Raw genomic sequence first — 20010 nt, 5'->3', positions numbered from 1 at the left:
CTTTTCTAAGCTCTTCGCATCTCTCATCTCGCTACACGTATCTGGTTTAAAGGAATGGATGGAAAAATGAAACACTGTGAACAACAAAAAGTTTGGCAATGCATTGTAAAAGAAGCTCGACAGCAGTCTGAGCAGGAACCTATGCTTGCGAGTTTTTACCATGCCACGATTATCAACCATGAAAGTCTAGGGGCTGCACTCAGTTACATTCTTGCTAACAAGTTAAAGACGGCTTCGATGCCAGCAATGGCAGTACGTGAAGTGGTTGAACAAGCGTTTGAAGAAGATGACTCGATCATTGATGCGGCCGCTTGTGATATCTGCGCGACAGTTACTCGAGACCCGGCTGTAGAAATGTACTCTATGCCATTGCTCTACCTTAAAGGCTACCACGCACTGCAAGGTTATCGCGTCGCTAACTGGTTATGGAAGCAAGGGCGTATTGCACTTGCCACTTACCTGCAAAACCAAATTTCAGTCGCATGCCAAGTGGATATCCACCCTGCAGCGCGTATCGGCAAAGCCATCATGCTCGACCACGCGACGGGTATTGTTATAGGTGAAACGGCGGTGGTCGAAAACGACGTATCCATCCTTCAAGATGTTACTCTCGGCGGTACCGGTAAAGAAGGCGGTGATCGTCACCCTAAAATCCGTGAAGGCGTGATGATTGGTGCTGGTGCGAAAATACTTGGCAATATTGAAGTGGGTGAAGGCGCTAAAATTGGCTCTTGTTCTGTGGTACTACAAGCTGTACCACCACATACTACGGTCGCTGGTGTACCCGCTAAGATTGTTGGTAAGCCAAAGACAGATAAACCTTCTCTAGATATGGACCAAGGGTTCAATGGTCGCTCACAAAGCTTTATCCATGGTGATGGAATATAGAACAGCAGTAACGGGATACGAGTATCGAGATGCGAAGAGATTGAAAGCTGATGCGAGATGCGGAGATCTCAAAAGCAAGTATGGATTCGATTCAGAGAAATACGAAAATTAAGAGCAGATGAATACAACTAAATGACGATAATGATGAAACACATTCGAGCTATCAGCCGAACTCTTCTTATATCAGCCAGCCTCAGTGCTGCGCTTTTATCAACATTGTCATTTGCCGCATCTCAAGGTGAATTAAAGGGTGTGTCTAGCGAGATCTCTCGCCAGCAAAAAGCCCTCTCTTCACAGCAAAAGAAGCTCGATAGTCTACAAGCGAGCCTAAAAAAACAAGAGCTATCAATAGCTGCACTGGAAAAAGCCATCCAAGACAGTAAAAAGCAGCTTAATACGGCGAATGCCAATATTGCTAACTTAGATGCTAAGATCAAAGCCCTTACTGCCCAGAAAAAAGTTCATACCGATAAGTTGGAACAACTAATTCAAACTTATTATATGACGAGTCGCGCCAAAGCCTCATCTCACATTCTCAACACGGGTGTCGAAGAAGATCGCATCAGCCATTACTACCAACATCTTGCTAAAGCCCGTTCTGCAACAATCAAAACAATTGAACAAACACAACTTGAGTTAGAAGAAAGCCATAAGCAGCGCCAACTTGAACAAGAGCAAATTGCGACTCTGTTAAAACAACAGACAACAAAGCGCGATAAATTAGCCCAGACTCAAACGCAGCGTAAGAAAACCGTTGGCAGTATTAAGAAGAACATCTCGGGCGATAAAAATTACTTAGCCGAGCTGCAACGTAATGAAACCCGCCTCAAAGCGGAGATCGCCAAAGCAGAGAAAGCCGCTCGAGAAAGACGTAATGCGGTGCCTATGGATGGCTTAGCTAAACGTAAAGGAAAGCTACCTTGGCCAATCAAAGGAAAGGTTCTGCATAACTACGGTTCACGCCAAACCGGGCAAGTTAACTGGAAAGGTATGGTGATCAATGCCAAATATGGTCAGCAGGTTAAATCTGTTTACTCAGGCACCGTTGTTTTTGCTGAGTATCTACGTGGTTATGGCTTAGTCGTCCTTCTTGACCATGGTAAAGGCGATATGACGCTCTATGGCTTTAACCAAGCTCTACTCAAGAAAGAAGGCGATAAGGTTAAAGCCGGTGAAGCAATTGCCCTTGCAGGTAATACTGGAGGCCAAACCCGCCCATCACTATATTTTGAAATCCGCAGAAACAGCCAAGCTCAAAATCCAAAGAGTTGGTTGGTTAGGTAAGAGCAGATACGGGATGCGGGTAAACGAGATGCGAAAAGCTTGAAAGCAGATGCGAGATTCGAGTAACCGAGATGCGAAGAGCTTGAAAGCAGATACGGGGTTCGAGTCATCGAGATACGAAGAGCTTAAGAGCAGCGCAAGGTTCGGATCACCGAGATACAAAAAACATGAAAGCCGATACAAGGTTAGAGTAAAATGTTACATGAAAAACGCTAGCCTCGTCGTCTCTCTACCCTGCTTTTCGTTTACTCGTATCCCGTTACTCGAATCTGCTCTTTCCCGATCTTCGTTACCCGCATCTCCCTTACTCATATCTTTCTATTTAGAATTCAACGCCCTTACACCATCTTCCAATAATGTCAGCTGTTCAAAACCTTGCGTAGTCGCAATTGGTTTAACGGTCGCGATCATCTGTAGCATACCTTGGTGAACCACCTGTTCCGTTATTTGTGCTTTTGGAGACATTGCTGATTGGTAAGCCAACCAACCCGATGCAATCAAGTGAAGAGAAGTCACCATCGACTTCATCTCTGAGTCTGTCGCTTTCAACAAGTTCAACTCAACAAAAGCTCTCATAATATCGACAAGGTTAGTTTGTAACCTTTCTTGCACAGCCATGTAATCAAGATGAAGTTTCTCGTCACGAGACAAGATTTCAGGAAGGTTTGCGTAGAAGAATCGGTACTTCCACATCAACGTGAATATAGAATCTAAGTAGTGCTTCAATAGCGTCAGACTTTCTTTCTGACCCTGGATTGGAGTGAACCTTTCAAGCAATTCAGTAGAATAAAGAGTAAAGATATCACGGACAATTTCTTGCTTGTTACGAAAGTGGTAGTAGAGGTTACCAGGGCTGATCTCGATGTGGTCAGCAATATGATTAGTCGTAATGCTACGCTCACCATGCTCGTTAAAAAGCTCTAAAGCAGCGTAAACAATCTTGTCACGTGTTTTCATTATTTATTAGTATCCCTATCCGTTTAGTAGTTCAGTATATCGCCACTAAACAGATAGATCGAGCTGTTAACATCTGGTCTAATTAGCACTAGCTAAAATAGAACCAAATCAATCACTACCAAATAGATCTCGTGTGTAAACCTTGTCTGCCACATCAGCGATTTCTTCTACCATTCGATTAGAAACAATCACATCGGACACAGCTTTGAATTCATCAAGGTCAGAGTATACTTTCGAGTTGAAGAAGTGCTCTTCTTTTAATACCGGTTCAAAAACAACGACCTCGATACCCTTAGCTTTCAAACGCTTCATAATCCCTTGAATGGAAGAGGCACGGAAGTTGTCCGAACCAGCCTTCATGATCAAGCGATATATGCCGACCACTTTAGGGGAACGCTTGATGATTGAATCCGCAATAAAATCTTTGCGGGTACGGTTAGCGTCAACAATAGCACCGACAATGTTGTTTGGTACATCTTGGTAGTTGGCTAGTAGTTGTTTAGTGTCTTTCGGTAGACAGTAGCCACCATAACCAAACGAAGGATTGTTGTAGTGATTGCCAATACGAGGATCTAAGCCCACACCCTCAATGATCTGGCGAGAATCCAAGCCATGTGCTTCCGCGTAAGAATCAAGTTCATTAAAATATGCAACACGCATTGCTAGGTACGTATTAGAGAAAAGTTTTACTGCTTCAGCTTCCGTAGAGTTGGTGAACAAAACATCGATATTGTCTTTTTCTGCGCCTTCGACAAGCAGGTCTGCAAACACTTTCGCTCGCTCAGAACATTCACCAACGATAATTCGAGAAGGGTTCAAATTATCGTACAACGCTTTACCTTCGCGCAAAAACTCAGGGGAGAAGATGATATTATCGCAGTTCAGTTCTTGTTTGATACGTTCAGTATAGCCAACTGGTACCGTTGATTTGATGACCATCACAGCTTTAGGATTTACAGCCATCACATCTTTGATAACAGACTCAACGGAACTGGTGTCAAAGTAGTTGTTTTTGGGATCATAATCGGTAGGCGTTGCAATGATGACAAACTCAGCATCTTCATACACTGATTTATCGGTCGTTGCCCTGAAGTTGAGTGCTTTATTTGCCAAAAAGTGTTCTATTTCAGCATCAACAATAGGCGATTGCTTATTGTTAAGCATCGTCACTTTTTCATCGATGATATCCACCGCGATCACTTCATGATGCTGAGCTAACAACATCGCATTTGAGAGACCTACATACCCTGTACCGGCTACTGTAATCTTCATGATAATACCTATAGTTTTGAGCAATTAACTCAACAAATTTTATAACTTAGCTTGCCGTATCATACTCCGGTTGGGGAATTATTCCACTAGCCCGCCTTATCCATTCCTTGCTATACTCGTGATAGTTTTGTATTCAAAAGAGTTAGAGAATTATGATTATCGTAACCGGTGGTGCTGGCATGATTGGCAGCAATATTGTTAAGGCGCTTAACGAAGCGGGCCACAACGATATTCTAGTCGTCGACAACTTAAAAGACGGTAAGAAGTTTAAAAACCTTGTCGATCTAGACATCACAGATTACATGGATCGAGATGACTTTCTAACTCAAGTAATGGCTGGCGATGACTTCGGCCATATTGAAGCGATATTTCACGAAGGTGCATGCTCTGCGACCACTGAGTGGGATGGCAAATACATGATGCTTAACAACTATGAGTACTCAAAAGAACTGCTTCATTACTGTGTTGAACGTGAAATTCCATTCCTATATGCCTCTTCCGCAGCAACGTATGGTGAAACTGATACGTTCATTGAAGAGCGTGAATACGAAGGTGCACTGAACGTATACGGTTACTCAAAACAACAGTTTGACAATTACGTTCGTCGCCTAACGGCTGATGCAGCAGCACACAACGAAACACTTTCGCAAATCGTAGGCTTCAGATATTTCAATGTTTATGGTCCACGTGAACAACACAAAGGCAGCATGGCATCCGTTGCATTCCACCTAAACAATCAAATGAACGCCGGTGAAAATCCAAAACTGTTTGCAGGCAGCGAGACCTTTAAGCGCGATTTTGTTTATGTTGGTGATGTGGCAGCAGTAAATCTCTGGTTCTTAGAAAATGGCGCTTCTGGTATTTTTAACCTAGGTACTGGCAATGCAGAGTCCTTTGAAGAAGTCGCAAAAGCGGTAATCAAACATCATGGCAAGGGAGAAATTGAAATCATCCCATTCCCAGAGCACTTAAAAGGCGCTTATCAAGAGTTCACCCAAGCTGACTTAACCAAACTACGCAGTACAGGTTGTGATATTCAGTTTAAATCTGTCGCCGACGGTGTTGCTGAATATATGAAGCTTGTTAACGCATAATAAGTGAGCAAATATTGGATTTAATGACGGACTCTATTGTTAAATCCATACTTATAAAAAGACGATCATTTCCTGAGGAGCGAGTTCATAGTTCGCCCCCCTAATAAGACTGTAGTGTATTGATGACCACACAACGCAATGACTTTGACCCGAAAGCATACAATCCTGAATTTGAATGGAGCTTTTTAGCACCGAAGTACTGGGGCACCTGGATCGCAGTACTGCTATCTTCGTTAGTTAGCTTTTTACCTAATAGTATTCGTTTAGTTATAGCTAAATTTATGGCTAAGCAGGCCGTGAAAATCAAAAATAAAGCCAATGGTCGAGCGCGTGTAAACCTTGAGATGTGTTTTCCTGAGCAATCAATCGAAGAGCGCGAAGAAGTCCTTTATAAGTCATACGTTACATCCATCTCATTTTTGATGGGCTTTGCATCCCTAACCCTCAAAAGTAAAAATTGGCTAGAGAGCAATACGTCAATTAATGGCCTGAGCAATTTGACTGATATTACAGACAATGGCGAGAATGTTATCTTGTTAGTACCACATACGTGGGCGATCGACATCCCGGCAGTATTACTCGCGTCACGCAATCTACCGGTGTCTGCAATGGCGAAAGCCCAGAAAAACAAGCTCAGTGACTGGCTGATGCATCGACAGCGCGTACAATACGGCGGTCGAGTTTATGACCGTAGCGGCGGTATAAAACCTTTCATCAAGTCCGTAAGAGATGGTTACCTAGGTTATTACCTCCCGGATGAAGATCTTGGTCGCGAGCATAGTGTCTTCGTTGATTTTTTTGCTACACAAAAAGCAACTATTTCAGGCCTTGGTCGATTATCTAAGCTCAGCAAGGCTAAGATTGTTCCATTATTCGCTCAATACGATAGCAACACTGGCCAATACACTCTGGACTTTTACCCTGCTTTGCCATTTCCAACAGGAAGCGAAGAGCAGGATGCGCGTATGATGAATCAATGTATTGAAGATTACGTGAGCAAAAAACCAGAGCAATATATGTGGATCTTAAGACTGCTTAAGACTCGTCCAGACAGTAATGTAAACCCTTATAATAGCTAACAAAGAAAGCGATGATGATTAAAAAAAATCACGTATATACTTTATTTTTATTATTACCATATTTTTTCGCTGTTACTGGAATGATGATAATAGATGATGGTGATAAGAAAATAATCCCATTTCTTTTAGCCAGCATTATAGCTAGCATTATTTCATACAAAGAAAACACCGTATTAAAAAATTTACGGAACCCTTTAATATGGTTGTTATGTACTTTATGCTTATATTCGATATTCAGTTATTATTATCATGGTACAAGCTCTAGAGAGATAAGATCATTGATAGGTATAACATTGTTCCTTTTGTATTTTCCTAATTTTTTGTTACAAAAAAGAATCATTCGCCTTATGCTTCTTACTGGAGGATTTTTTATATGTATCAATAGCCTTTATTTTAACGTATATATTGGTATTGAACGTGATGCTGGGTACATTAATCCCATTCCTTATGCTACAGCTTCTGCTTTGCTCTTTATCTGTGCTTTCTCGTTACTAATGGATAGATCAAGTTTTAAGAATAAATTAATCGACAGCTCGATTGCCCTGCTCTACCTCCCTCCTATTATTTTGAGTGAAGCCAGAGGGGTCTGGCTAGCTCTATCATTAAGCATTTTTCTGATAATATTGGCTAGATGCTCAACCAATAAACCATCCAAGCATCAAGTCTTATTTTTCGTAACCATGAGTACTATTTTACTTTCAGTTAGTTTATTTATATTTAAAGATAAAATAAGCCATAGATACAATCATACAGTATATGAATTTAATAACCTAAAATCAGGAAATTACGACACTTCCATTGGTTGGCGAATTCAGCTATGGAAATTAGCTCCAGAGTTTTATTTACAAAGCCCTATAATAGGCCTGGGTCATGGTGAAAAGTATGAGAAAATATTAAAAGAGAAACTAGATAATAATAATATATCTCATTTCATTTATTACTATGCATCTAGTCATTACCATAACCAGTTTATTGATAAGCTTGTTAAGTCAGGAATTGTCGGGGTATTGCTACTTGTGGGACTATTAGTTTTACCACTGCTATTATTAAAGAATTTAGAGGGTTATGAAAAGCTCATTGTTATTGGTGCAACGTCTCTTTTCTTTTTTGCGGGTTTGACCGATGTTCCTTTTAACCACCCTCAGCCTCTAATGCTGTATTTACTACTCTTAGTCCCTATTTGTTCTAGATTCAAGAGATCTTCTAATGATTAACATTTTCGTCATAAATCTAACATCATCGACCGAGAGACGAGAAAACATAAGTCGTCAACTAAACTCTTTATCCTTACCTTTTGATATATTTCCGGCAGTAGATGGGAGAGCCTCACCTCCACACCCCTTGCTCAAACACTATAATGATGAATTAAGCCAAACATTTAGAGCAAAAACCCTAACCCCAGGTCAGTTGGGATGCTACGCTAGCCACTTTTTACTCTGGCAAAAATGTGTCGATCTAGGTCAACCGATAATCGTACTAGAAGATGATGCACTGCTGTTTGAAACTCCATTCTTAAATTTTATTAGAGATAGTTCAGGTCTACCTAAAAAGATTGAATGCGTAAGGCTGTTCAAAAACAAACGTCGCAAATTTAGTTCTTACTCTGCCTGGAAGTGCAACTCCACTAATATACACAAGTTCACCAAAGGGCATATGAGCGCTACAGGTTACTTTTTAACACCTTCTGGGGCTGAAAAGCTACTTCAGCATTCTAATCAGTGGTATATGGCTGTAGATATTTATATGGATAGATTCTGGAAAAATAATGTCGAATGCTATGGAACTGAAGAAGCTTGTTTAACAAATGATCCTAAGTTTGAATCAGACATTGGTTACACTAAGCGTACTGCGACTCGAAGTCTATTAAAAAAATTCAAGCGAGAGTGGTTCAATTTAAACGAAACAACTCAGCGACACCTTCACAATATAAAATTCAACCTTAGAAGAAGTAGATTATGACCTCAGTACATAAAGACATTTATGTCTGCTCTACAGTACGGCACCTATTGCTCAGCTTATATAAAGCACAAGATGAAGGCAATCAGTCGACTATAATTTATTTTTATGACTTCCAAGGTGTTGATCCAAAAGGAATTGATGTTACTCAGTTACCCAGCCATATAAATCTAGTTTTGATGAACAGAGAAGAGCTAGTCAACTGTATAAAAGATACTGGTTTGATAGGGCGTTCTATATTGTTTTCTTCCATGCGCGGTTGGAGAGTCCCTAATTTCGTAAAAACTATCTTGATAGATATAATAAAGAAAAACAATAACAACTTAGACTTAAGCGGTCATATAAATAAACTATTCTTGTTCAATGATAACAACAAAATGTCAAGGCTATTTAGATTGCTGACAAAGTCATACTCTCTAATTGAAGATGGGATGGGAAATTACGTAGAACATAAAATAGATAGTAAATCTAAAAAGCTTTTGCGATTTTTATTGAACCAAACACCCAGCTATCATGTTTTCGGTGAAAGGAAAAAATGTGATAGTATCTATGTTATCCACCCAGAAAAACTCCCAGATTCAGTAAGGCACAAAGGGGAGAAATTGATTCTATCAAGAGATCAAAAGAATATATCATATATTCATCGATGCTTTAAATTTGATAGTACCCAGAGCTTAGATAAAGATAAGTTGATCATCGCCACGCAACCAATATTCAATAAATTGAAAGGAAAACTTGCTACCAATGATTTCTTTTACGATATTTATGACCTAATAATATCCAAAAGTAGAGAGAATGGATTAGAACCAATTTTAAAACTTCACCCAAAAGAAGAGATATACGACTACTCAGCTCTCAAAGAAAAAGGTGTAACTTTCTTATCAAACAAACTACCAATGGAACTCTACCTACTTTCAAGTATCGATAAAGTAAATATAATTTCCATTAATTCTTCAGCAGGGATGGGTATGGAGGATTATTGTAATATCTATAAATTAATTCCAGACAACGACATCCACAATTTCGTAAAAATATTAGTTAGTTTAGAAAAAAATAAAGACAGCCTCGAAGAGTTAATATCTTTAAGGCTATCAAGTATTAATTAGCAATCTAAGTTAATAAACTCCAGGATAAGGGAGTTCCTGAGTTTATTTTATTTTTTGCCGTTCTTCCTATAACTTCCTCATAAAACTTTGGCGCCAACCCAAATCCAGGACGGATACTACGGACATTCTCCGGAGTTAGAGGCTCACCTTTAACAATATCTTTCACGACATACAAAGAACGGCGAAATTTCACATTCCCCATTTCAGCTTCTGTTCGCTCGTAATTGACTTGTCCCATCGCTTGCCAAGCTGTTTTCGTATCTTTACATAATGCTGCTAATTCATGAGGCTCAAGAGAGAAGCTATCATCAGCACCACCACCATTTCGATCCATCGTGACGTGTTTCTCGATCAAACATGCACCTAAAGTCACCGAGGCAACCGCCGTCGCATTGTCAATCGTGTGATCGGAAAGGCCAGATAGAACGTTAAATCGCTCTGCAATATCAGCAATTGTCTTTAGGTTGTATTGTTCAGCAGGTGCTGGATAACCACTTACACAATGTAAAACAACGAGCTCGTTACAACCATTATCCCTCGCTGTTTTTATCGCTTCCGCAATTTCAGCTTCGTTCGCCATTCCCGTTGAAATGATCATCGGCTTACCAGTTTGTGCGACGCGCTTGATCAAAGGTAAGTCAACCACTTCAAAAGAAGCTATCTTGTATGCAGGAGCGTCTAGCTCCTCTAACAAATCTACAGCGGAAAAATCAAATGGTGAACTAAATATCGTAAGACCTAACTCTTTTGCTTTTTCAAACAAAGGCTTGTGCCATTCCCAAGGCATATGCGCTTCTTTATACAACTCATACAGAGTTTGACCATCCCATAAACCGCCATGAATTTGAAACTCTTCCGAGTCACAATCCATAGTGATAGTTTCATGGGTATAGGTTTGAAGTTTAATCGCATCAGCACCCGCTTTTTTTGCTTCTTCCATAATCTGAAAAGCGCGGTTTATATTACCATTATGGTTAGCAGAAAGTTCAGCAATAATATATGGAGGACAATTAGGACCAATTTCTCGATTATCGATGTATATGTTTTTATTCATTTTCTTCGTATACTCTCAATTTATCTTTCATAAGGTTTCTAATACCTTTCCACTCATGTGAAAAGATACCCAAATGCACTACATCGTGATATTCAGTCCCATTGAAGAAAGCATCTCGATGAGTTCCTTCAACTTTAAAGCCAAATTTGGAGTGTAATTTCACTACGGGTTGATTAAAGCCTAGAACTTCACAGCATAATTTGTGCAAATCTAACTCAGTAAATGCATGCTCTAGAGCTCGATATTCCATTAAAGAGCCTGTACCTCTTACCGCATTGGGCGATGCATAGAATGCCCAAGAAGCGATTCCAGGAATTCGATTTATATCCGTAAATCCAACAACACCAGCTGGCTCTCCATTTAACTCCGCTAGAAAATATTCTTTCGATCTATCCTTGGACATGCTAGAAAACCACGATTTGTGTTCATCCAAAGAGATTTCATGAGAGGTGTACATGTTTTTTCTAACATCTGGAGAGTTTCTCCAAGTAAGAATTTCTTCTAAATCACTTTCTTCAAGTGGTCTAAATTTGATCACTCTTTGTTTCACGACAAAAACTCTCCATGGTTTGAACGACCTTATTCGCACCTAAGCCGTCAACTTCAAAATCATTAAAAGGTCTGATGTCATCCCACCTTTCACATAAACGTGCTAACTCAAGTGCATAAGTCTCAGTACTCGTTGTTATACCTTCACCCAAGTATTCAACAACCCCTAAATCTGACAAGTAATTTGAAAGTGTTACTTGATTCTCAGCTACGGAAACTATCGAGGCAGGAACTCGAAGACAAAACCGCTCCCAATTACTTACTCCTGAAGCGCCAATTGCATACTTACTACTACTTAAAGATAAGTCAAAGCTCTCTAAATTTTTGTATACAGAAACATTGCTATTTTGATTAAGCTTTAACAAAGCATCAAAACGAGGGTTGATTCTCCCCGTAATCAAAATAGTATTAAACGGGAGCTCACTAAACTCATTTGCTGCAAGAATAAACTTCTCGCACTCATTTGTAGGATCGGTTCCTCCAAAAAAGACTAAGAGTTGATTGGATGTTGAATCTCGAGGTGAGTTCCGTAATGTTGAAAAGCTCTCTCTTAGCAGTGCATAGTCAGGACCAAGAAGTTTGGTCGCAGAGCAATTTGAATATCTGTTAGAAATGTTCGGCCATAAGTTTTGATCCAGAATAATATCACTACAGTGCTCACGGTTAAGATCATCAATCGATAAAATAGCGCATGACAGCTTACCAATTATGATATTTTCCCATTCATGGTCTAGCGCATAGTGATCCACAATCACCCACTCGGAATAATCAACTTTAGATACAAAGTCATTTGCATCTTCTTCGACGCTACGTTGAAGCCAAGCTTTATAATCAGCGCTGTGGGAAGGAGTCATTTGTAGGCAAGATGGGGTAAGCTCTAATACATCAAAGCCTTTATCACGGATATAGGTAATCATATCCCCAGGTTGAGGCAGACAAGCAAAACACACAGAAAAACCTTTGCTTTTTAGTATATCAGCAAGCACCAAACAGCGCATGACGTGGCCACTACCGATAAATAGTGACGCATCTACTCTTATAACAACTTTCATTACCAAGCCGTCCAACCACCATCGGCAGCGATATCAGCTCCATTTACGAATGAACTGGCAGAGCTCGCTAAAAATACAACGGGGCCTTTCAACTCTGAGGCTATACCTACTCTTTGTAGAGGAACTTTATCAGCTAAAGACTGAACAAAATCAGGATCGTTATTGTTCAGGTTAGGAAAAGGACCTGGCGATATAGAGTTAAAGCGAATGCCCTCTTTACCGAATTCACACGCTCCATATTTAGTCCATTGAATCAAAGCCGCTTTTGCCACTCCATAAAATGGCGGATTCGAACCTTCAGGCGTTCTGTAAAGACCTAAGTTTGGGCTCACCTTACCGTACATAGATGCAATATTAATGACGGATGCGTCACCGCATTCTTTAACGGCAGACCTTAAACAAAGTAACGCTCTCTGAAATAAATGGTGAGCTGATTCGATGGTAATAGCGTAGGCAGATGTGTACTGCTCACTTGTCGAGGTCTCAATGGTTCCTCCTGATCCCGCATATGCATTATTAATGATAACGTGCAATGGTCCTGAGTAAGTTTCAAAGAAGGCATCGACTTGCTTGTGAACGGTAACGTCAAACACAGCGGCTTCAGCGCTGAACCCTTTTAACGTTAATTGATTCACGAGCTCTTGCGCTTTTATTTCAGAACGAGAATTGACTAAAACATGAGCGCCAGATTCAGCCAAACCAAAGCATATCTCTCTTCCTAAATAACCCACTGCACCTGTAATCAACACAGACTTGCCTTGAAGGCTAAATAAACTATCTTTCATCTGCTCAACTCCACATCGCTGGGTTCAGTGTTTTCTGATCAAGTTCAAACGGTACTTTTAACGAAGCATCAAATGCCAACGAGGCGACATCAAAGCTCATCGCTGCGATATTGTTTTCTAATTGCTCTCGACTTTCACACCCAAGAACGAGTGCATCAATCCAACTTTGGGAACAAGCATGCCTTATACATAACTCATAGATAGATGAGCAGTTATATTGCGCAGCGGTATCAGTAAGCCACTGAATAACTTCTGGGTAATTTTCGACATGAGCATTAAGCCAACTAGTAGGGTTATCCGACAATAACAACCCTTGCAAAAAAACGCTTCTTACGTGAATCGTTAAGTTACGTTTTCTCTTTTCAGCTAAAATTTTGTCTATCGAGGACTGCCATCTTTCATCCAATATATTAAATGGGAGTTGGATAAAAGATATTGAGGTGTTAGCGAGCGCAGCCTCTAATTCCATTGGGTTCTGGACCGAAACGCCAATCTCTTGAACGGTACCTAGCGCTTGTTGATGTAACAATTCTTCCAGAATCATTCCACCCCACAATGTCATGTGTTCAGCTCGATGTAACATCAATACATCAAGAGTGTTAGTTCCTAAAGCATGGCAAGAGCGGGTAATTGAGTTGCTCACGGAAAGCCGCACCAAATCCAAGTTTGAGTCTTTATTTAATGAAGAAAGAGGATCTAACTTGGTAATCACTTTGCAACGGCCAGACCACCCTTGATTGAGCCACTCTCCAATGACTTTTTCACTGACACCATAAGCTCTAGCGGTATCTATATAGAAAACACCCGAACGAACGGCTTGCGATAACAGACGATGGGCATCTTCGGTGGTAGGTTGCCCAATACTATTGTTCACACCGTAATTGAGTCCTAGTTGCGCCCCACCCAATACCAATTTAGCAACTCTTGAATCCGCCTTTGCTTTAGGGTTCAGCTTCATGCAAAGCTCTAAAGCTGGTATCGCAACTGGGTCATCTATATATTCAAAGACTTTAGCAACATGCAGGTAATCATCCAAGCTATCTATCGTGCAGCGAAACCCCGTCAAATCTTCTTTAGTTTGGTGATTCATGTAATAAAAATCCCCAAATTTTCGTCGAATATAAGGGGTCACATGCTCACAATCAAAATCAGAAGCCGTCGCTTTTAAAGCCTCTCTCAGATGCACCAAGCGGGTAACTTCCGCAGCAAGCCCATAGGGTAATTTAGACTGTTCCCCATTTGCACACATATAGTCGAGACCATTAGCAATAAACTGAGCAATAACATCATCGATAAACTCGGCGTCTGGAAACACATTATCAGCCGTCAAGCGCACCACTATTGTATCTTCAGGATAATCTTGAAACGCCTCTACGAACCGGCTTAACACATTATTTAAATCACCACGAAAACAATCAACAGAGTGTTGAGCCAGTACTGAAGCCAAGTAGTCATCCGTTGACTCATTCGACGTTAAAACGCAAACATCAAAATGCTTATCGCGACCAGCTCTTTTAGCAGCTAATACGGAAATAGGTATACCACCAATTGGCAGTAGTACTTTTCCAGGCAACCGACTTGAGTTAGTGCGGGCTTGAATAGCAACAACTATTCTCGCTTCTCTCATGATTGCAGAACCTTTTCTAAGACAACTTTCACTTGATCCTGCTGTTCAATCGTCATCGTATGAAACATTGGAAGTGAAATAGCTTCTCTGTAATAGCTTTCAGACTCAGGATAATCACCTTCAGAAAAGCCCATCGATTGGTAATATGGCTGTGTATGCACAGGAATATAGTGCAAATTCACACCGATCCCATTTTCACGCAGAGCATCAAATACTTGCTTGTGAGTTAGTGATATTTCATCGACTTTCAGGCGTATGACGAACAGATGAAGGCCCGAATAGGTATCTTCAAGCTGGTGAGGGAGCACAATAGGTAACGTCGATAGTATTTCATTGTAGCGTTTTGATAAAACATGACGGGCTGAAACAAAATCGTTAAGACGTTGCATTTGGCTCACGCCCAACGCCGCTTGTAGCTCTGTCATGCGATAATTGAAGCCCAAATCCACTTGTTGGTAATACCAACCACCATGAGACTCGCCTCGCATCAACTCCGGATCTCGCGTAATACCGTGACTACGCAATAGTGCCATCTTGTCAGCCAACTCTTTACTGTTTGTAAGCGCGGCACCACCTTCGGCAGTTGTCACAATTTTCACTGGGTGAAAACTAAACACCGTAATGTCTGAGTATTCGCAATTCCCTATCGGTTGATCTTTGTAACGACCACCAATCGCATGTGACGCATCTTCAATGACCTTAAAGCCATACTCTTTTGCTAGTTTACCAATAGAAGCCATATCACACGGTTGACCGCATAAGTGTACCGGGACCACAACTTTAGGAAGCTTGTTTGCGACTTTAGCTTCAATCAGCTTCTCTTCAAGACGCTTTGGGCACATGTTGTACGTGTCTGGGTCAATGTCGACAAAGTCGACTTTTGCACCACAGTACAAGCCACAGTTTGCTGATGCCACAAAAGTGACCGGAGATGTCCACAACCAGTCACCTTGCCCCAAACCTAAAGCGAGACAGGCAATGTGCAATGCCGAAGTGGCACTGTTCACAGCCAACGCATAGCTCGCGCCAGTATGTTCGGTCAGCGCACTCTCGAACGCAGGAACCTGAGGGCCCTGCGTCAAAAAATCCGATTTTAAAACGTTTAACACACTGTCAATATCTTGCTGATTGATATCTTGTTTACCGTAAGGAATCACTTTTCATCTCACACTGTAAAATTTGGGTCAACGTGCTCTTTAATGAGCTCACGTAAACCTTCAATCGTTTCCCACTCAGTATTGGTCCCAGAGTTGTATTTAAATCCAAAAGGCACCTTCTCAGCTTTGTGGTGTTCCATATATTCAGTTTCTGTATAAGTAAAAGAAACTGAAGGCAGAATCGCATAATAACGACCTAAATCAATCGTATTGAGAGAGTCTGTGTCTGTGATCATCTCTTCGTGCAGTTTCTCACCAGGGCGGATACCAACCACTTTTGTCGGAACATCAGGTGCAACAGCTTCGGCAATATCAAGAATCTTATAAGATGGGATTTTAGGGATAAAAATCTCCCCCCCTAAATGGTTTTCAAGAGCGTACATCACCATATTTACACCATCTTGAAGAGAGATATTAAAGCGAGTCATCTCTTCATGGGTAATCGGTAAAACGCCTTCTTCTTTCTTTTTCATAAAGAATGGAATAACAGAACCACGAGAGCCCATCACATTACCGTAACGAACCACACTAAAACGAATATCTTTTGAACCTTTAATATTGTTCGCAGCAGCAAACAGCTTATCTGAAGCCAGTTTTGTTGCCCCGTACAGATTGATCGGTGCACAGGCTTTATCAGTCGAAAGTGCTACAACATCTTTAACACCACACTTCAATGCAGCATTAATTACATTTTCTGCACCATCGACATTCGTTCGGATACATTCTGTCGGGTTATATTCCGCAGTATCTACTTGCTTGATCGCTGCCGCATGAATGATGACATCAACACCTTCACACGCCTGTATCATGCGCTCACGATCGCGAACATCACCAATAAAAAAACGTAATTGAGGGAAATCCTTGTGGGGATATTGTTGCTTGATCTCAAATTGCTTCAATTCATCACGCGAAAAAATGATGATTTTCTTTACGTCTTGGTAACGCTCAAGAATGGTTTTGATGAATTGTTTACCAAATGATCCTGTGCCACCGGTAATTAGTACTGATTTGTTATTTAGCATACTCAACTACTCTAATGTATTTCTTTAAATTCTACGCCTTCTGACTTAGAACCTTAAATTCAAAATTAATATCTAGCTATTTTATCTGACTAGCAACTTCTCAAAAAATTCCAGATGCTTCTTCACTGTTACTCGTGAACTAAAGCTTTCATCTAGGCGCTTCTTAGCCGCTTCACTCATGGCTGTGCACTTGGCCTTGTCTTGTGCGAGCTTGTCCATAGCCTCACCCAGTGCTTTAGCGTCTCCCGTAGGGACAATATAACCCGTTTCACCATCGACAACGAGTTCAGGAGCACCGCCGGTGGTTGTCACTACTGAAGTTGTGCCATTTGCCATTGCTTCGACAATGGTGCGTGGTAACCCTTCTCCGCTGATCGATGGTTGAACTTGAAAGTCAGCCATACACATAATTGAAGGGATGTCAGTACGATGGCCAATGTAGTGAATTCGCTCACTCATAGGACTCGCTTTCATCTCATCAAAGTGAGGCTCATAGCCGCTACCCGCTAAAATAAGGTGGAAGTTGGGTGCCGTAATGTATTTGGTCGCTTCAAGCAAAACGGAAATACCTTTACTTGGCCTTACGTGCGCTGCAGTAATCGCAACAACATCCTCTTCACTCACACCAAATTCAGAGCGCTCAGTTGGTGGTACCTTGTACCAATCTAATTCGTGCCCTTTGTATATGGTAACAACGTTATCTTTATTCTTCCAAACACGCTTCACTACATCCTGTCGTACTGCTTCAGATACACACACAATACCATCCACACGAGGATGGAGCTGAGTTAGATAAGCACTTGGGTCATGTCGATATAAACCTCCAGTAGTGCCTCGATAAACGACTAATTTAACCTTGAAACCAATACAGGCAAACGCCGCATTAGGTATCGTTTTTGAGTTGAAAGCATAGCAGATGTCGTAATCATGCGTTCTTAACTCATGGCGAATCTTTTTAATGGTGTCAAAACAAACTTTACGCTTTGGATAACCATCAACGACTCGAATACCGCACTCTTCTAGCTTTGATACATGCTCAGACTCACCTTGGGTCATGATAGTGACTTGGTGACCTTGACGCGCAAGCTCGATAAAAATCGCAGCTTCTGGACGCAAACTATTCCATGCATGTAAGTAAGATGCACAAACTAAAATCTTCATCTCTCGGTTCCTATTTGGCTTGGTCGTTTGAGCGATCATCTGAGCGGTTTTCAAGAATCCACAAACCGACGTATTTATTGAAATTCACTTGAGCGTAAGTCATCGCCATAATGAAGCCGACACTGCCATCCATAAAGCCACGGCGAATGATATACACAAGGAAGAACGTCCATATTGCACGTAATAAAGCTAAAAATAAGCCGTGTGATTTCTTACCTTTGCGATGGTACTTTTGCGATCCAAGCCAAGCGTACTGCGCTGCTTTGTCTAAACCATGACCATAATCGCGATGGGTATAATGAAGAAGAAATCCCTTCAGTACTCCTGTAGAGCCTTGCTCAGGAACGACTGTCTCGTGAACCTCGTCTAACGTATATCGAGAACCTTCTCTCTTAAACAGTCTTAATACTGCGCGAGCACTGCGGCCATGTTTTAGAGTCGTGCCATAAAGAGTCACTCCCCAAGGCAGTTTGTACGCAGTATGTTTGATTTGATCTTGTTTTAATAATTCAACAAGAGTCTTGCTCATTTCAGGGTCTAAAGCCTCATCTGCATCGATTGATAACACCCAATCACATGTCGCTTTATCTAGCGCTCGTTGCTTTTGCTTACCAAAGCCCGGCCAATCTGTGATGGTCACGTTGTCTGTGTATTTTTGGCATATCTCAACGGTTGCGTCCGTTGATCCGCTGTCTAACACAATTAGCTCATCAGCAATATCAACCACAGATTTAAGGCAAGTTTCAATTCGGTCTTCTTCATTCTTGGTAATAACAATGACAGACAGGGTATGTTTTCTCATTATTCAGCCCTAGAATTTCCAATAGTTTAATGATTTACGGATTTTAAAGTTACGAATCCAATTTTTTGGCTTTTTATCCTGCCAACCGCTTTCTAGCACATCCGTAATAGCACTCAGAACTCTAGCTGAGGATTGACCGTCCAAATATGGCGTTATTGAGGGACCATAATTAGCAATAGCTTTGTCTCTTTCTTCATCCGGTCGCATAGCTTGTTGAATTGCTGATTCTAACTGCTCTGCTTGGGTAACATTGATGAAGCTCGCTTGAGGATCTCGGTTGTTTACCGTAACAACAGGCTTATTGAGCAACAAAAACTCCTGAAAGATCGATGAGTTGTCACATACCATTACATCAGCACGATGCTGCATCTCAATCACTCGATCATTATCGAAGAACAGAAGATTATCGCCTTCTAACGCTTGGTATTTTTCTCGTGTCTCTTGCTTCATTTTAGGATGCAGTGTGACTAACCATTGCCACTGGCTCAGTTTACTTAGGCGCTTAAGCTCTTCATAAACCAATTCAGCACAGGATAAACTTGGCGAAAAAGTGGAAGCGAATAGAATTTGAGGTCTTTCAAAAGGCTTGTCACTGGTTTGGTAATTTAACAAGCTATCTAGCTTCAACCAGCCAGTCTCTTTGACTTGAAAGTAGCCGCGCTTCTTAGCTAGTGGTTCCAATGAGCTGGTTCTTTCATGGCCTTCTGTGCAATACAAATCAAATAGACCACGCTCAGGATATAAGTTCCCTCGTTTACTCTCATTCAAACCGTGAAACACTTGTACCTTCAAACCTGGGATAAAAGCAGGAACGCGATCACCGGGTACTAAAACAGCAGAAGGGTTATAGGCGACAGCTTCTGTCAAAGACACGCGCTGCTCTTGCTCTAATAAAAGATGTTCAGAAGCATCCTCACCAACGAGCAACCACTTTACGTCATGGCCAAGTTGCTTCGCGTAGTTATAAAATGGACGAAGGATAGCAAATGAGTAGTTTTGCTCGACATAGAGCAAAAAACGATAGGATTGATCGGTTTGAATAAGCGATGAGATAGAGTTCACCATTTCCGTTTGAAAGTGTCACTAAGCATTTAATTATAACGCTCTTTACTTTCGAGATTGAAGAAAATACTCTTCTGATTACTGATTTTACCCTCTGGTGTCA

The 20010-nt window shown here is 41.1% G+C and carries 19 protein-coding genes; 7 read left to right on the top strand and 12 right to left on the bottom strand.

The features are described from left to right. Nucleotides 1–66: 66 nt before the first annotated feature. Nucleotides 67–888: a serine O-acetyltransferase gene (gene cysE, locus F0232_RS12180; protein ID WP_102424919.1), complete on the top strand. Its 822-nt coding sequence runs from the start codon at nucleotides 67–69 to the stop codon at nucleotides 886–888. A gap of 132 nt (nucleotides 889–1020) precedes the next feature. Continuing rightward, complete coding sequence (locus F0232_RS12175; RefSeq protein ID WP_105057763.1) at nucleotides 1021–2172, top strand: murein hydrolase activator EnvC; 1152 nt, start codon at nucleotides 1021–1023, stop codon at nucleotides 2170–2172. 318 nt (nucleotides 2173–2490) lie between these two features. Here the strand turns inward: F0232_RS12175 and F0232_RS12170 are convergent, their stop codons facing one another. Then, nucleotides 2491–3129, bottom strand: a complete 639-nt coding sequence (locus F0232_RS12170; protein WP_105057762.1) for a TetR/AcrR family transcriptional regulator — start codon at nucleotides 3127–3129, stop codon at nucleotides 2491–2493. A gap of 108 nt (nucleotides 3130–3237) precedes the next feature. After that, complete coding sequence (locus tag F0232_RS12165; protein WP_105057761.1) at nucleotides 3238–4401, bottom strand: nucleotide sugar dehydrogenase; 1164 nt, start codon at nucleotides 4399–4401, stop codon at nucleotides 3238–3240. A 152-nt stretch (nucleotides 4402–4553) separates the two neighbouring features. On the opposite strand from F0232_RS12165, the gene rfaD reads away from it, so the two are divergent. The 5 genes from rfaD (at nucleotide 4554) to F0232_RS12140 (ending at nucleotide 9636) form a co-directional block, all read left to right on the top strand. Then, on the top strand, nucleotides 4554–5495 hold the full coding sequence (gene rfaD / locus F0232_RS12160; protein ID WP_105057760.1) for an ADP-glyceromanno-heptose 6-epimerase: 942 nt from the start codon (nucleotides 4554–4556) through the stop codon (nucleotides 5493–5495). A gap of 122 nt (nucleotides 5496–5617) precedes the next feature. Then, on the top strand, nucleotides 5618–6574 hold the full coding sequence (gene lpxM / locus F0232_RS12155; protein ID WP_105057759.1) for a lauroyl-Kdo(2)-lipid IV(A) myristoyltransferase: 957 nt from the start codon (nucleotides 5618–5620) through the stop codon (nucleotides 6572–6574). Between the two features lie 11 nt (nucleotides 6575–6585). Further along, the gene (locus F0232_RS12150) at nucleotides 6586–7788 is read left to right on the top strand and encodes an O-antigen ligase (protein ID WP_171750797.1); all 1203 of its coding nucleotides are present in this window, start codon (nucleotides 6586–6588) and stop codon (nucleotides 7786–7788) included. After that, nucleotides 7781–8533: a glycosyltransferase family 25 protein gene (locus tag F0232_RS12145; RefSeq protein ID WP_105057757.1), complete on the top strand. Its 753-nt coding sequence runs from the start codon at nucleotides 7781–7783 to the stop codon at nucleotides 8531–8533. The genes F0232_RS12150 and F0232_RS12145 overlap by 8 nt, the downstream gene beginning before the upstream one ends. Further along, nucleotides 8530–9636 carry a glycosyltransferase family 52 gene (locus F0232_RS12140; RefSeq protein ID WP_105057756.1) on the top strand — a complete coding sequence of 369 codons (1107 nt, stop codon included), beginning with the start codon at nucleotides 8530–8532 and terminating at the stop codon, nucleotides 9634–9636. Before F0232_RS12145 ends, F0232_RS12140 begins: the two co-directional genes overlap by 4 nt. Before the next feature lie 4 nt (nucleotides 9637–9640). On the opposite strand, the gene pseI is transcribed toward F0232_RS12140, so the two are convergent. The 10 genes from pseI to F0232_RS12090 form a co-directional block, all read right to left on the bottom strand. Further along, nucleotides 9641–10690: a pseudaminic acid synthase gene (gene pseI / locus F0232_RS12135; RefSeq protein ID WP_171750796.1), complete on the bottom strand. Its 1050-nt coding sequence runs from the start codon at nucleotides 10688–10690 to the stop codon at nucleotides 9641–9643. Continuing rightward, entirely contained in the window at nucleotides 10683–11240 is a 558-nt protein-coding gene (pseH, locus tag F0232_RS12130) for a UDP-4-amino-4,6-dideoxy-N-acetyl-beta-L-altrosamine N-acetyltransferase (RefSeq protein ID WP_061033147.1), read from the bottom strand. The genes pseI and pseH overlap by 8 nt, the downstream gene beginning before the upstream one ends. Beyond that, entirely contained in the window at nucleotides 11215–12291 is a 1077-nt protein-coding gene (pseG, locus tag F0232_RS12125) for a UDP-2,4-diacetamido-2,4,6-trideoxy-beta-L-altropyranose hydrolase (RefSeq protein WP_105057755.1), read from the bottom strand. Before pseG ends, pseH begins: the two co-directional genes overlap by 26 nt. Continuing rightward, nucleotides 12291–13076, bottom strand: a complete 786-nt coding sequence (locus F0232_RS12120) for an SDR family NAD(P)-dependent oxidoreductase (RefSeq protein WP_171750795.1) — start codon at nucleotides 13074–13076, stop codon at nucleotides 12291–12293. The genes pseG and F0232_RS12120 overlap by 1 nt, the downstream gene beginning before the upstream one ends. A gap of 4 nt (nucleotides 13077–13080) precedes the next feature. Next, complete coding sequence (locus F0232_RS12115) at nucleotides 13081–14703, bottom strand: aldo/keto reductase (RefSeq protein WP_105057753.1); 1623 nt, start codon at nucleotides 14701–14703, stop codon at nucleotides 13081–13083. After that, nucleotides 14700–15860, bottom strand: coding sequence for a UDP-4-amino-4,6-dideoxy-N-acetyl-beta-L-altrosamine transaminase (gene pseC / locus F0232_RS12110; protein WP_105057752.1), 1161 nt, complete (start codon nucleotides 15858–15860; stop codon nucleotides 14700–14702). The genes F0232_RS12115 and pseC overlap by 4 nt, the downstream gene beginning before the upstream one ends. Nucleotides 15861–15868: 8 nt before the next feature. After that, entirely contained in the window at nucleotides 15869–16882 is a 1014-nt protein-coding gene (gene pseB, locus F0232_RS12105) for a UDP-N-acetylglucosamine 4,6-dehydratase (inverting) (RefSeq protein ID WP_105057751.1), read from the bottom strand. 81 nt (nucleotides 16883–16963) lie between these two features. Then, nucleotides 16964–18043, bottom strand: coding sequence for a glycosyltransferase family 4 protein (locus F0232_RS12100; protein WP_105057750.1), 1080 nt, complete (start codon nucleotides 18041–18043; stop codon nucleotides 16964–16966). A 10-nt stretch (nucleotides 18044–18053) separates the two neighbouring features. After that, nucleotides 18054–18845 (bottom strand): glycosyltransferase family 2 protein, encoded by a 792-nt coding sequence (locus F0232_RS12095; protein WP_171750794.1) that lies wholly within the window; start codon nucleotides 18843–18845, stop codon nucleotides 18054–18056. Nucleotides 18846–18854: 9 nt separating this feature from the next. Beyond that, nucleotides 18855–19886 carry a UDP-N-acetylglucosamine 2-epimerase gene (locus tag F0232_RS12090; protein ID WP_105057875.1) on the bottom strand — a complete coding sequence of 344 codons (1032 nt, stop codon included), beginning with the start codon at nucleotides 19884–19886 and terminating at the stop codon, nucleotides 18855–18857. Nucleotides 19887–20010: the final 124 nt, after the last annotated feature.

Source organism: Vibrio sp. T3Y01 (genome assembly GCF_013114525.1).
GTDB classification, from domain to species: Bacteria; Pseudomonadota; Gammaproteobacteria; order Enterobacterales; family Vibrionaceae; genus Vibrio; species Vibrio chagasii_B.
Note: the sequence above shows the minus strand (reverse complement) of the source record. Positions and strands in the feature narration are given on the sequence as shown.

Coding starts and splice junctions, on each gene's coding strand:
- F0232_RS12140 (WP_105057756.1), top strand. CDS start 8,530: ATGACCTCAGTACATAAAGACATTTATGTCTGCTCTACAGTACGGCAC.
- F0232_RS12095 (WP_171750794.1), bottom strand. CDS start 18,845: ATGAGAAAACATACCCTGTCTGTCATTGTTATTACCAAGAATGAAGAA.
- pseI (WP_171750796.1), bottom strand. CDS start 10,690: ATGAATAAAAACATATACATCGATAATCGAGAAATTGGTCCTAATTGT.
- F0232_RS12150 (WP_171750797.1), top strand. CDS start 6,586: ATGATGATTAAAAAAAATCACGTATATACTTTATTTTTATTATTACCA.
- lpxM (WP_105057759.1), top strand. CDS start 5,618: ATGACCACACAACGCAATGACTTTGACCCGAAAGCATACAATCCTGAA.
- F0232_RS12120 (WP_171750795.1), bottom strand. CDS start 13,076: ATGAAAGATAGTTTATTTAGCCTTCAAGGCAAGTCTGTGTTGATTACA.
- F0232_RS12100 (WP_105057750.1), bottom strand. CDS start 18,043: ATGAAGATTTTAGTTTGTGCATCTTACTTACATGCATGGAATAGTTTG.
- F0232_RS12145 (WP_105057757.1), top strand. CDS start 7,781: ATGATTAACATTTTCGTCATAAATCTAACATCATCGACCGAGAGACGA.
- pseB (WP_105057751.1), bottom strand. CDS start 16,882: ATGCTAAATAACAAATCAGTACTAATTACCGGTGGCACAGGATCATTT.
- F0232_RS12115 (WP_105057753.1), bottom strand. CDS start 14,703: ATGAGAGAAGCGAGAATAGTTGTTGCTATTCAAGCCCGCACTAACTCA.
- rfaD (WP_105057760.1), top strand. CDS start 4,554: ATGATTATCGTAACCGGTGGTGCTGGCATGATTGGCAGCAATATTGTT.
- F0232_RS12175 (WP_105057763.1), top strand. CDS start 1,021: ATGACGATAATGATGAAACACATTCGAGCTATCAGCCGAACTCTTCTT.
- cysE (WP_102424919.1), top strand. CDS start 67: ATGAAACACTGTGAACAACAAAAAGTTTGGCAATGCATTGTAAAAGAA.
- pseG (WP_105057755.1), bottom strand. CDS start 12,291: ATGAAAGTTGTTATAAGAGTAGATGCGTCACTATTTATCGGTAGTGGC.
- F0232_RS12170 (WP_105057762.1), bottom strand. CDS start 3,129: ATGAAAACACGTGACAAGATTGTTTACGCTGCTTTAGAGCTTTTTAAC.
- F0232_RS12165 (WP_105057761.1), bottom strand. CDS start 4,401: ATGAAGATTACAGTAGCCGGTACAGGGTATGTAGGTCTCTCAAATGCG.